13 protein-coding genes are annotated in these 12,253 nt (G+C 59.4%); 3 read left to right on the top strand and 10 right to left on the bottom strand.

The window, feature by feature from the left end:
- Positions 1 to 65: 65 nt before the first annotated feature.
- Positions 66 to 785, top strand: coding sequence for an HAD family hydrolase (locus PZN02_RS30910; protein ID WP_280663372.1), 720 nt, complete (start codon positions 66 to 68; stop codon positions 783 to 785).
- 96 nt (positions 786 to 881) lie between these two features.
- Positions 882 to 2,390 (top strand): MFS transporter, encoded by a 1,509-nt coding sequence (locus PZN02_RS30905; RefSeq protein WP_280663371.1) that lies wholly within the window; start codon positions 882 to 884, stop codon positions 2,388 to 2,390.
- Positions 2,391 to 2,606: 216 nt separating this feature from the next.
- Here the strand turns inward: PZN02_RS30905 and PZN02_RS30900 are convergent, their stop codons facing one another.
- Entirely contained in the window at positions 2,607 to 2,846 is a 240-nt protein-coding gene (locus tag PZN02_RS30900; protein ID WP_280663370.1) for a helix-turn-helix domain-containing protein, read from the bottom strand.
- A 195-nt stretch (positions 2,847 to 3,041) separates the two neighbouring features.
- On the opposite strand from PZN02_RS30900, the gene PZN02_RS30895 reads away from it, so the two are divergent.
- Complete coding sequence (locus PZN02_RS30895) at positions 3,042 to 3,365, top strand: transcriptional repressor TraM (RefSeq protein ID WP_280663369.1); 324 nt, start codon at positions 3,042 to 3,044, stop codon at positions 3,363 to 3,365.
- 3 nt (positions 3,366 to 3,368) lie between these two features.
- Here PZN02_RS30895 and PZN02_RS30890 read toward each other — a convergent pair whose 3' ends face one another.
- From PZN02_RS30890 to PZN02_RS30850, 9 genes are all read right to left on the bottom strand, one after another.
- Positions 3,369 to 4,079, bottom strand: a complete 711-nt coding sequence (locus PZN02_RS30890; RefSeq protein WP_280663779.1) for an autoinducer binding domain-containing protein — start codon at positions 4,077 to 4,079, stop codon at positions 3,369 to 3,371.
- Positions 4,080 to 4,389: 310 nt separating this feature from the next.
- Entirely contained in the window at positions 4,390 to 5,688 is a 1,299-nt protein-coding gene (trbI, locus tag PZN02_RS30885; RefSeq protein ID WP_280663368.1) for an IncP-type conjugal transfer protein TrbI, read from the bottom strand.
- Positions 5,689 to 5,699: 11 nt separating this feature from the next.
- Positions 5,700 to 6,137 (bottom strand): conjugal transfer protein TrbH, encoded by a 438-nt coding sequence (gene trbH, locus PZN02_RS30880; protein ID WP_280663367.1) that lies wholly within the window; start codon positions 6,135 to 6,137, stop codon positions 5,700 to 5,702.
- A 3-nt stretch (positions 6,138 to 6,140) separates the two neighbouring features.
- Positions 6,141 to 6,953: a P-type conjugative transfer protein TrbG gene (gene trbG, locus PZN02_RS30875; RefSeq protein ID WP_280663366.1), complete on the bottom strand. Its 813-nt coding sequence runs from the start codon at positions 6,951 to 6,953 to the stop codon at positions 6,141 to 6,143.
- Between the two features lie 16 nt (positions 6,954 to 6,969).
- Entirely contained in the window at positions 6,970 to 7,632 is a 663-nt protein-coding gene (locus PZN02_RS30870) for a conjugal transfer protein TrbF (RefSeq protein ID WP_280663365.1), read from the bottom strand.
- A gap of 24 nt (positions 7,633 to 7,656) precedes the next feature.
- On the bottom strand, positions 7,657 to 8,832 hold the full coding sequence (gene trbL / locus PZN02_RS30865; protein ID WP_280663364.1) for a P-type conjugative transfer protein TrbL: 1,176 nt from the start codon (positions 8,830 to 8,832) through the stop codon (positions 7,657 to 7,659).
- Positions 8,826 to 9,020: an entry exclusion protein TrbK gene (gene trbK, locus PZN02_RS30860; RefSeq protein WP_280663363.1), complete on the bottom strand. Its 195-nt coding sequence runs from the start codon at positions 9,018 to 9,020 to the stop codon at positions 8,826 to 8,828. The genes trbL and trbK overlap by 7 nt, the downstream gene beginning before the upstream one ends.
- Positions 9,017 to 9,820: a P-type conjugative transfer protein TrbJ gene (gene trbJ, locus PZN02_RS30855; RefSeq protein ID WP_280663362.1), complete on the bottom strand. Its 804-nt coding sequence runs from the start codon at positions 9,818 to 9,820 to the stop codon at positions 9,017 to 9,019. Before trbJ ends, trbK begins: the two co-directional genes overlap by 4 nt.
- Positions 9,792 to 12,248, bottom strand: a complete 2,457-nt coding sequence (locus PZN02_RS30850) for a conjugal transfer protein TrbE (protein WP_280663361.1) — start codon at positions 12,246 to 12,248, stop codon at positions 9,792 to 9,794. The genes trbJ and PZN02_RS30850 overlap by 29 nt, the downstream gene beginning before the upstream one ends.
- Positions 12,249 to 12,253 lie beyond the last annotated feature (5 nt).

Raw genomic sequence — 12,253 nt, 5'->3', positions numbered from 1 at the left:
CGATCAGGCTTTGGTTACCTCAAATCGTGGTGCGCGGGCGCAAGCCGGCTGCTTGGAGCGTGAATATGGATTTCGTACCAAAACTGATCATTTTCGATTGCGACGGAGTGCTGGTCGACAGCGAGATCATCGTCAGCACGGCAGAAGCCGCGGAGATCACGAGGGCCGGCCATCGGATCAGCGTCGAAGAAGCAGTCGAACAGTTCGTCGGGGTTCCTGCGAGCGACATGTATCGCATCATCGAGGATCGATTGGGCGCACCCTTGCCGTTGGATTTTTCCACCCGCATCGATGCACGTGTCCGCGAATTATATCTCTCTGAACTCACCGCGATCGATGGCGTGCGCGAGACGGTCCGTCGGCTTCGGACACCATGCTGCGTCGCCTCGAGTTCCGGCCCGAATCGACTCGCCCTTGCGCTTTCGAAGACGGAGCTTTTCGAGCTTTTTTATCCGAATGTCTTCTCCACCGTCCTCGTGCGACACGGCAAGCCCGCGCCGGATATCTTTCTCTACGCGGCAGCAAAGATGGGCGTGCCGGCGGCCGACTGCATGGTCGTTGAGGACAGCATCGCAGGTGTCACGGCGGCAAAATCAGCTGGTATGACGGCTCTGGGCTTCGTGGGTGGAGGACACTGCCCGCCCTCTCACGCTGCACGTCTCAAGGAGGCAGGAGCAAAGCACGTTTTCGACCGCTTCGAAGATCTGCTGGCGATCGTCGAAGGGAGTCCGAAGCAAAGTCACCGCCTCGCTGAGCCCCATAACGAAGTCGCCGTCACAGTCTAAGCTCCAGCGGATGGGAGCGGGTGCGGATAATCTGATCCGGACCGTTGGCCGCCTGTCCGCGGCTTCACGCCATCCATTGCACTCCCGGATCTTTACATGAAACCTCGCCCATGGTTTTGCCTGGCAGCCTTGTCAGGTGCGCTGGCCATCATCGGCATCGATATGACGGTCCTCAACGTCACCCTGCCGCGTCTTACAGAGCAGTTGGGGGCGTCGACATCCGAGAAGCTATGGATGGTCAATGCCTATTCGCTTCTGATGGCCGGGCTTCTACCAGGCTTCGGCGCCTTGTCCGACAAGATCGGGCATCGGAGGATGTTGTGCAGCGGACTTGTGGCCTTCGGTGTAGCGTCGTTTGCCGCCGCGTTCTCGTCAACGCCATTAATGCTAATTGCGGCCCGCGGTTTGCTCGGCATGGCGGCGGCGGCCGTCGTACCTGCCGCGCTTGCGATCGTCCGCACACAGTTCTCAAACAATTCTGAGCGGTCGATGGCCATCGGGGTCTGCGGGGTGATCTGGTCTGGAGCTGCGGCAATTGGACCTGTGGTGGGCGGTATGCTGCTTGAAAACTTCTGGTGGGGTGCTGCCTTCCTGATCAACGTGCCTGTCGTTGCTATTTCCTTGGTCCTGTCGCATCGATGGATCCCGCCTTACCCCGCCAATCCGAACAGGCCATGGGACCCTGTCGCGTCGCTCCTTTTGACAGCGGGCTTGGTAGCGCTGCTCTTCGCGCTCAAGACCGCGTTGAAGTCGAATGGTGCATGGACAGTCTCTGTTGCTGCTGCTTCCGCGGGAGCCGCACTGATTGCCGTGTTCGTAAAACGGGAAAGGTCGGCGGCCGCCCCGCTACTCGACTTCGATATGTTTCGGGTGCCGCTGTTCTCTCTCGGCGCCTTGGTCGCTTTTTTCATCGGTTTCGCGTTCGCCGCCCTTCAATTTGCGTTGAGCCTAGAGCTTCAGCTGTTCCGTGGGCTTTCGCCTGCAGTCGCAGGCCTGCAGCTGCTGCCGATCGCGGCCGCATCCCTGGCGGCTGGTTTCTTGGTTGGTACCCTCATAGCCAAGCTTGGCATAGAAGGGCTGCTCGTCATCAGTCTGTCGGTCGCAACAGCGGGCGCCGGTCTGTTCACCTACATGGGATTTCGATCGGGCGCGCCACTTGAGCTGACCATACTTACCCTCCTCGGCTTGGGGATAGGCGCGGTCATGTCGACTGCATCGACCGCAATTTTGACCAACGCACCGGAGGATCAATCCGGAGCAGCAGCTTCTATCGAAGCGATCTCATACGAACTTGGCGGTACCCTAGGCGTTGCTGTCGCAGGAAGCGTCATGGCCAGGGTTTACTCTCAAGCGTTTGCGGCGCCGCGCTCCCTTGCGTTGCCAACAGCTGCATGGGAGGGGATGGACCAGACGATGGTTGCCGCTGATGCGCTCGACGCCCCAGATCGAATCGCAGTGATGGCCGCCGCTCAGGACGCGTTCTCAGCAGCCATGGATACAGTGTTGCAGGACATTACAGTCGCCGTCTTGGTATTGTGGATCGTTGTCGCTCTGATGGTGGCTCTGCGGCGTTCGAACACATCCATTTCGCGGCTGGAGAGCTGAGGCTTTCCGGTACTCAGCCGGACCTGGACGTACCGCGTTCGGCAGCTTGGTTGCGGGGTAGAAAACACTACGATTTGTACCTACGCCTGTAAGTCGTTGATTTCGCTGAGGCGCTGATTTTCGCTCCAGTTTCCCCGAGTGTAACAGACTGAATTTGCACGAGTTTCGCATCCATGTTGGTTGCCAGGGCTCGATTTGAACCTGCAGTCTGTAGTATTACGCGCCTCGCGTGCCAAACTGGCTCTCTTCGGTCGGGGTGACCAGTTCGACGTGGCTAACACCCAAGGCTTGAGCCAGCTCGTAGAGAGTAATCACGGTAGGGTTGCGCCGCCCGCGCTCAAGGCTGCTCAAATATTGCTGGCTGAAACCGGAAAGAGCCTCGACCTCTTCCTGTGTCAGGCCTTTCTCCCGACGCAGGCGGGCGAAATTCGAGCCGACCAGTTTGCGCATATCCATGCGCCAAAAGATCGTCGTTTACACACTTTAAGTTTATCAACTAAAGTATGTAAACGCAGAGCTCGGTATCCCGAAGCAGCTGTTTAAAGAGTCAATTGCCTTGCCTCGACCCCAGAGATGGATGTAGCGGCTGAACTCATACAATGCGGTACTTGGGTTCCGGGCAGTGAGGAAATGAAAAACAGGGAGAAGGGGATGAACGATATGGGCTCATCCGAGGTGCACGACGAAAGCAACGAGAAAGAAGCGCGCTACAGTGTCATGACAAGGTCAGACCTTGAGGCCCTCGCAGTTTCCGCGATCTGCGAACACCGTCGGCTTCTAGAGGTCGATCAGGCCGTCTACGAGGAGTGGTTGCGCGCAAACGATGATCCGTCGATCTCTAGTTCCGAGCTCCAGACGCTCCAGGACGAATATATCGCGCGCCAAAAGATCTCCGAGGCTCAGCAGGAGGAACTCTCGGAAATTCTGGATGCACTGGGCTTCATTCCAGTCGTGCCCTTCAAGGATGACAATTAGAGCTCAGACTAGGCCACGATCCTTGGCGATGGCAACGAGTTGCGGCACCGTCTTTGCGTCGAGCTTTTCACGAGCGTTATCCAGATGGTGCTGCACGGTTCTGGGAGTGATGCCGGTAAGCTTCGCGGTGTCAGGCGTGTTCTTTCCCCTCGTCGCCCACATGACGCACATCAGCTCGCGCGGCGACAGCATTCGCTTAGGACTGATTGCCATCTTGGCCGCAAGGATCTTCAGTTGATAGTGAACGGCCATCACCACTTGAACCGCCTTTTTGGCATCCAGCAGGCCCGAAATGTCCACGTTTCTTTCCGGCGATGCGAAGGTCAGCATCATGGCGGATCCGTAGCTTCCCTCCACGGGAATGGTGACTCCACAGCGAATGCCGTGGCCGATTGCCTCGTCACGAAACCGCCGAAGAGGAGATGATCCCCGGGCAGGCCAGGCGTCGGCGGTCCAGAAGAAAACGTCCCGCCGCCGCTTCGCTTCCGCCAGCACGGGATCGATGTTGAAATAGTCGCTACCGAGGTAGATGCTTTCCCATGGTCCGGGATAGGAATTGAACGTCCTAACTTGGGTGCCGTCTTTTTGCAGGTAGGCGAACCGCTCATACCCGCAGGAATGCGCGAAGCTTCTAAGCGCACTCTTGATCATGGGCCCATCTTGCGCGGCTTCCAGCATATCGATGAGCGAGCGAAGGTTTCCGTTCACGGACATCTCTCCTAATCTTCTTGACCCGGCGAGTTCGTCCTTTGGCGAAACGATCGGCCCACGCTGGCCTTTAGCCGTTTGGGCAATCGGGTCATGACTGCGATTTACGCACACAATCACGTTTGGCGGCAACCTCGGGTTCATCTCGCATGCGAAGCATTCCCTCGTGCCGTGTACGTTAGCACTACCTGCGGAGATGCAGCTTTCAAGCTACGTCAGCCTAGAAATACGACAAACTGAGGAAAGGTTTTGCGCTGCAGTGATTGTGGCGCCACACCGCGCGTCAACCAGCCCGCAGACACGGGGATCAGGGCCGCTAATTCCCACGATAGGCGGACGGAAAGATGATGTCCTGGTCGACGAGGACATTGAACTTATAGCCGGGTCGAATGCGGATTGTTGGTTGGACGTTCAGGTTCTTCGAAATGGTCTGCTCAGCCACCCGGCCGAACGATTCAGCGAAGTTTCGGCGTGCGGCGTCCGAGGCAGTATCCTGTGTCGCCAGCGTCGAGTTCTCGGGCATCGACATGTCGATTCCGGTTCCAATCAGCGCGATCAGCGCTGCCGAACCGAATGTCCGCCAGAGATGCCGATCGACCTTGTCCTTAAAGCCCCCATAACCTTCGGCGTCCGTCCCCGCCATGCCACCGATCTGCAGCGTCGAGCCGTTGGGGAATATGAGGTCGGTCCAGACGACGAGAACGCGCTCCTGACCGAAGGAGACCTTGGAATCATAACGCCCAAACAGTTTCGCGCCCTGTGGGATCAGGAGCCGGTAGCCGGTGGCACTATCATAGACATGCTGACTGACCTGCGCACTGATCCTGCCAGGCAAGTCGGAATTGAGTCCGGTGATCAATGTGGCGGGAATGACCGAGCCGCGCTTCAACTCATAGGGTGAGATCTGCGGCACGACCTTGTTCGGCAGATAGCCTAAATCCTTGATATCCTGGTTAAAGAAATCCTCCTTCGACGTCTGGCCAGTTTGATCGACGTGCTGCTCCAGGAGCCCGGATTTCCTGGCGGCGGCGTAGAGGTCCGAGGCGCTGTTCATCGTCGCCGCCGTATTCTGACGACCGGTGTCCGTGGCATTTGCCGTCTTCTCGACATCGGAGGTATCGACCTTCAAGGGCGAATCGAGCGCCGTGGCGCGTGCCTGAAGGCGTGCCATCCGCTGGCGCTGAGCCTCGCGAATATACTGCTCGTCCTGCTCGCGCTTCAGTCGAGCCTTCCATTCTTCTTCGGACTCCAACCTGGGGCGTCGTTCTTCGCGCGCCGCCGGCCGGCGATCGACAACCGGCTCCTGTTTCTCGACCGTCTGCTCGGTGACTGGCGTCGGCTGGAAGGTCTCGCGTTCGACTGGCTCGCCGATAATTCCGTCCGTCACGCCGCGTTTGAGTTGGTCGCCGAAACTGGTAGCGGGTATGTTGGAGGCGCTGTCGATGTCATTACCGCGGTTGAAGTAGAGACCCCGCCACGAGAGGCCGATCACAACGACGCCGACAAAGAGAACGATGACAATGATGGCCACGATAATCGGCACGCGATTGAGACGACGCATGCCCTTCTGATCGCCGCTCTGAGCGGACGCACCGAGTTGGAGCGACTGAACCATGTTCCCCCCTGTCAGTCGCGCTGCATGATCGAGAGCGGGCTTGCTGGTACAGCGCCTGCTGACGTCGCGTTATAGGCACGGCCAAGTGCGATCGACGGGGTCGAAAGTCGTGCGAGCACCTGACCATCGACGCCATCGATCGAATAGGCGAGTTCGACCGGCTTGACGTCCTTTCCGGCTTTCCCGTCGGTGATGACCGTGTAGCCCCAGCCCTTCAACGCCGCCTCGAGCGCGGATGCGAACTCCGACTGATCCCTCACCATTTTGATAGTCGTGCTGCCGGCGGGACCGATCTGTTCGGCAAGGCGGCTTGCCATGTCGCCCGCGATGGCGCTCGCAGCGGGGCCAGTCACAGGCATAGGGGTAGAGCTCGTCGTCAAGCCAACGTCGTCCATCTGGCAACCGGAAAGAAGGGCAGTGGCGAGAAGGAAGGGAAGAAGTTTCCGCATCGTTCAACCTCCCCGCCGGATGGTGATCTTCTGCTTGCGCCAGCCAACGCCGGAAACAAGGATCGCCTTATCGACGGCATAGTCGACGATCATCATGTTGTTCTTCATGCGATAGTTGACGATGCGATTCTGCCCGCCGGAGACGACGAAAAGCGCCGGCGCATCCTGTCCGGAGATCGACCTCGGAAACTGAATGTAAGTCTTTGTGCCGTCCGAATAGACCCGCTTCGGTCTCCACGGCGCGCTGCCGCTGACCGAATAGGAGAAGTTCAGCTTGTCCGGCGCTGTCCCTGGAACGCCTCCCGTTTCGAGCCGCGCATTGATGTCGGCGAGCTTGGTCGACACGTCCTCGGGATATTCGAAGCCGATGCGGGCCATATATTGGCTCGGATGGGATTTGAGCTGAATATGGTATGTGCGCCGCGACGTCGTCACCACCATCGAGGTGACGAGACCGGGCTCCGATGGCTTGACGATCAGGTGGATCGCCTGCCCACCGGTCGCGCCTGATGTCGCCGGTTCGACTTTCCAGCGCACGGTGTCGCCGACCAGGACGTCGCGGACGATTTCTCCGCCCTGCAGCTCGATATCGCAAACCTGCAGCGGCGAGCAGACGACGGACGGTTGCGTTTCGCCAAACAGAAAGATCACCTTTCCGTCCGCTCCCGTGGTGACGAGACCCGGCGTGCCGCGCCACTTGCTTGATAGCTTAGTGCCACGCACCTCGTTGGTGGTCATGTTTTGTGCGTGAGCGCCCACCGCAAAGATGAGTCCGGTCATGCAGCCTGCGGCTGCGATCAATCCTATTTTGTGCATGTGATAACCCCTGCCCTTAAAGCTGTGCCGTCCAGTCGAAATCCCGGACATAAAGACCGATCGGATTGAGGCGGATCGTCGCCTCGTCCTGCGGCGCGGTCAGCGCGACCGTCGCGATCCCGCGGAACCGGCGCGTGCCGGTCTCCTTGCCCTTGCGATCCCGCTCGTATTCGGTCCAGTCGATCTGATAGGTCTGGTTCGAGAGCGCCACGATGTTGTTGACCTCGATAGCCACCGTGGAGGTCTTCGCCTTTTCGAACGGTGAATTCCCCCGAAACCACGCGTTGATCTTCTCCGTCGATGGGTCGGACGTTCGAAGAAGCGCGTAGGTGCGGTCGATATATTGTTTCTGGACGACGGCATCGGGTGTGATCGAACGGAAGCTGGTTACGAAATTGCCGAGTGTCGCACGTACCACACGGACATCCGCATATTCGATCTGTGCGGGGAAGCCGGCTGTCACCGACGTTCCAAGTTTGTCGACCTCAACAATGTAAGGCACGAGCTTGACCGTTGTGCTCAGATACATCGCATATCCGAAGCCGATCACGGCCATGGTCAGGCCCAGAATGCCGACGATCCGCCATGCCGCGGCCGCCTTCACGTAAGATCCGTAGCGTTCGGTCCATTCCTGCCGCGCGGCAAGATATGGATTCTCGGGGGCGCGGTTCGCTGCCATCGATCCATCACTTTCTGATTGCTGTTAGTCTTTGCGTTCGGGAGGTGGCTTGTGGCCGCTGTAGCCGCCGCGGCTCTCATCGAGCTTGGCGTTGGCAAGCCCGAGGATCGATCCTGCATAGGCGCCGGGAGAGCTGATCGCCTTCTCCTTAGCGGCGGATCCAGCAGCACTACTGGCGGATCCGATCCCCGCGCCGAAACCTCGAAGAGCCGCACCAGCGACCGACGAACCGGCTGCTCGTGCGGACTGACCGGCAGCAAAACCCGCCCTTGCTGCACCCGCGGCCAGAAACCCAGCGCCTGCGGCGAAGGACCCTGCCTGACCGCCGTGGCGGATCGTCTCCATTCCTCCGGAAACCGAGGCTCCCTGGACAACACCTTGGATGATGTTAGGCACATACATAGCAATGATGAACACGACGACAGAGATGCCGGCAATCGCCAAGGTCGTTACAAACTGCTCGGACGATGCGGTCGGAGCATTCGCGAGGCCCAAGAGCACTTGGGACCCAATCTTGGCGATCATCACCAATGCCATCAGCTTCATGCCAACGCCGAAGGCATAGACGAGATAGCGGACAGCGAAGTCTTTCGTGAAGGACGAGCCGCCCAGCCCGAGCATGATCATGCCGGCGAGCAGGCCGACATACATTTCAACCATGACCGACACAAAAATCGCCGCGACCAGAGAAAAGCAAATCACGACAACGCCCATTGCCAGCACGGCGGCGATCGCCAGAGCATTATCCTCGAAGACGCCGAACTGGGCCTGCTGCGACATTTGCGAGGCGACTCGAATGCCAGCGTCGAAGACTTCTGCGGGGGAGGCTGAACCGCCGCCGGCGCCGATCTGGAAAAGGCTATCGACCACGGCCCGCGCGAAGGTCGGACCCTGCGTGAGAACGGAAGCGAAAAAACCGATAAACATGATCCGCCGGACGAGCTCGGCAAACCAGCTGTCGAGCGATGCGGCCTGGAGCGCAAGCCAGGCGGCGGCTATGCCGATCTCGATGGTCGCCAGAATCCAAAACAGCGATTTAGCCGCGTCCATGATGGTGGTTTCCCATCCTTTCGCAGCCGTCGAGACTTGGTTCTCCAGTTCCGTGAGGACCTGTCCTTCCTGCGCGAAAGCGGGTGCCGCGAAGGCGACGCAAACAAGTCCCGCGGTGAGGAAAGAACGTGCAAGAGTGATCTTCACCATCTTGGCCTCATCTCCTGACCGTCCTTGATCGGCGGAAGTTCTTTGCCGGAGCCAAAGAGTTTCTCTCTGGTGGCACCCTCGGTGAGTGCAGGTTGATTGGTGTCTCTTGAGTTGACGATCAGCACTGTCGCTGCAGACGAAACAGCAGCAACGAGTACGAGCAGGGCAATGACGACGGCACGGCTCACCAGCGGGGCTCCATTTTCTGACCTTCCGGAATGGTCTTGACCTCGGCGTTGAAGAACTTCTCCCGCCGTGCCTGAGCGAGGTCCTGGTCGGTCTGCTCGGTCTGAAGCCAGGTTCCGATCATCGTCATCTGCTGTGAGACGAGGCCGCGGAGCTTCTGCATTTGCGCGACCTGCTGCGCGGCGATCTGATGGCCGACCTGCAGGGCCTTCATCTGCCCGTCGGCCGTCTCGGACATCGACCGCAGCGAGGACATTGTGGTTTCCTCGCTGTCGAACTGATCGGCCGTGAGGCTTGCCGCCTTCAGCGTGCTGGCAATCGTGTCTCGGTTGGTGTCCGACCAGGTTTGATAGGTCGAGGAGAATGTTTCGTTGCTTGGCAGGTTGGTCTTGAGGGATGAGTAGCTCTGGAATCGTTGCTGCAGCACGTCGTCGGCGTTGCCCATGGAGAACGCGATGCTCTGGCCCCGATCGACGATGCTGCGAAGCTGATTGAGATCGCTCTCGACCTGGCCCCACATGTGCGACGGGAGCGTGGCCGTGTTTTGCAGCAGGTTCTGGTAGATGTTCAGCTGCGTTTCGAGCTGTTGCGCGAGCTGGTTGATCTGGGTGAGCTGGTTCTGAATCTGCTCACCGGACTTCCCCACCAATGCGACCAGCTCGCCATTGTTGAGCACCTGCGTCCACTCGGTCGCAGCACCCGTGGCGGTGCCCGCTTCGGCCGGCGTGACAGCGCCGATCATCAAGTCGACGGCAGCCAGAGCGGCGAGCAATCTATTTGACGTTGAGCTGCAATGCGGCATCGTGAACCCCTCTCATCTGAAGCCAGTGGATCGGCCAATCGCGGCCGTGTTCTGAATGAAGTGTGCGGATGCGCTTCAAATCTTCCTTGCCGGATGCGCCGACGAAGCTGAGCGCCACGGGACCAAGCGCCATATCGAAGAGCCGCCGGCCTTCAGGTGTGACGACGTAGTATTCGCGCTTGGGAATCGCATTTGAAACGATCTCGATCTGTCGTTCGTTGAAACCGATCCTTTCGTAGAACTCGCGCGTCCCAGGTTCGCGTGCGGCGCCGTTCGGAAGGCAGATCTTCGTCCGGCAGGATTCCTTCAGCACGTCGATGATCCCCGAGCGCTCGGCGTCCGAGATCGACTGGGTAGCCAGCACGACCGCGCAGTTCGCCTTGCGGAGCACCTTCAGCCACTCGCGGATCTTGCTTCCGAACACCGGATGGCCGAGCATCAACCAGGCCTCGTCCAGTACGATCAGGCTCGGCGAGCCGTCGAGGCGTTTCTCGATTCGTCGGAACAGATAGGTAAGCACGGGTACGAGATTGCGCTCGCCCATGTTCATCAGTTGCTCGATCTCGAAGCACTGGAAGGCGCCGAGCGTCAAGCCGTCCTCTTCCGCGTCGAGAAGCTGACCCATAGGCCCGTCGACAGTATAGTGATGTAGCGCGTCCTTGATCTCGCGCATCTGAACGCCGCTCACGAAATCCGACAGCGATCGACCAGGTGCTCTCGCCATCAAACCGACCTGGCGCGAGATGGCGTTGCGATGATCGGGCGTGATGGTGACACCCTGCAGGGCGACCAGCATTTCGATCCATTCGGTCGCCCAGGCGCGATCGGCGTCACTTTCGAGTTCCGACAATGGGCAAAACGCCAGTGCCCTCCCCTCCTCCGCATTGTCGCCGCAGATCTCGTAATGATCACCGCCGGCGGCCAGCGTCAGCGGCAGGAGCGAGCTGCCTTTGTCGAAGGCGAAGATCTGGGCACCGTCATAGCGTCGGAACTGTGCCGCGATCAGTGCGAGGAGTGTCGACTTACCTGAGCCGGTTGGCCCGAAGATCAGCGTGTGGCCGACGTCGTCGACGTGCAAATTCAGCCGGAACGGCGTCGAGCCGCTCGCGACCTGCATTAACGGCGGAGAATTCGGAGGATAGAAGGGGCAAGGTGCGATCGGGTTCCCTGACCAGACCGAATTGAGCGGAACCAGATCCGCGAGATTGCTGGTGTTGATCAGCGGTTCGCGGATATTGCAGTACCAGTTGCCCGGGAGGCTCCCGAGATACGCATCGGTGGCGTTGAGCGTCTCGATCCGCGCCCCAAAACCTTCCGCCTGGATCAGCCGGCGGATCGTTTCTGCCTTCTCCTGTAGTGCCTCTCGATCGCTGTCGAAGAGGATGATCACCGGCGTGTAATAGCCGTAGGCGACAACCTGTGACGATGCTTGCGCGATCGCATCCTCGGTCTCGGCTACCATCGTCATCGCGTCCTGATCAACCGAGCGGCTTTGCGTCTGAAATAGCTGGTCGAAGAACGGCCGGACCTTCTGCTGCCACTTCTTGCGGGTCCGCTCCAGCTTTTGGCGAGCCTCTTCCGCGTCAAGGAAGATGAAGCGCGAGGACCAGCGATAGGTGAGCGGCATCAGGTCGAGGCTGTTCAGGATCCCCGGCCAGCTCTCGGCCGGGAGACCATCGATTGCCACGACTCCGAGAAATCGGTTCTCGACCTTCGGCGTCAGCCCATGCTCGAGTTCAGCCGTCGCGATCCAGTCGAGATACATGGGAGCGTCCGGCAGGCGGATAGGGTGGTTCTCGCCGGTAATGCAGAACCGGACGAACTGCAGCAGTTCATCGTAGCGAGCGACGCGCACCCCTCCCCTCTCGACTGCCCCGCGTGTTTCAATACGCCGGATCGAAAGCGTGTTCGCTAAATATTGCTCGATTTCGCGGATGGCGTTCTTGAAGATGAACAGTACCGTGTCGGCATAGGTCTTCTTTCGGCTCTCTTCGTCTGAATAGATGTATTTGCTGAGGGTCGTCTTCCTGGATTCCAGCGGCCGGTGGGTGAGGATCAGCGCGTGTTTGCTCTCGAAATGTCCCCGCTCACGCGCGAAATGCGCCCGCCGCTCCGCGTCGATCGCGCGCGTGACGGCGTCAGGGAAATGGCAACGATCTTCCGAGGGATAATCGAACGTCGGAATACGCACGGCCTCGACCTGGATCATCCAGCCGCTTCCGAGCCGCGACAGGATCGCGTTGATCTGGCGCGACAACTCGTTGCGTTCGAGGTCTGTGGCGCTTTCGGAATCTGGTCCGGCAAAATACCAACCAGCCATCAGACTTCCGTCTTTCAACAAAAGCACGCCGTTATCAACCAGTCCGGCATAGGGAACGAGATCGGCGAAGGATGGGCCGGTGGCCCGGAAGCGTTTGAGAGCAACCATGCCAG

The sequence above is a fragment of the Sinorhizobium garamanticum genome, assembly GCF_029892065.1.
Classification (GTDB): Bacteria; Pseudomonadota; Alphaproteobacteria; order Rhizobiales; family Rhizobiaceae; genus Sinorhizobium; species Sinorhizobium garamanticum.
The sequence above is the reverse complement of the archived record's forward strand: the minus strand, read 5'-3'. Positions and strand labels throughout refer to the sequence as shown.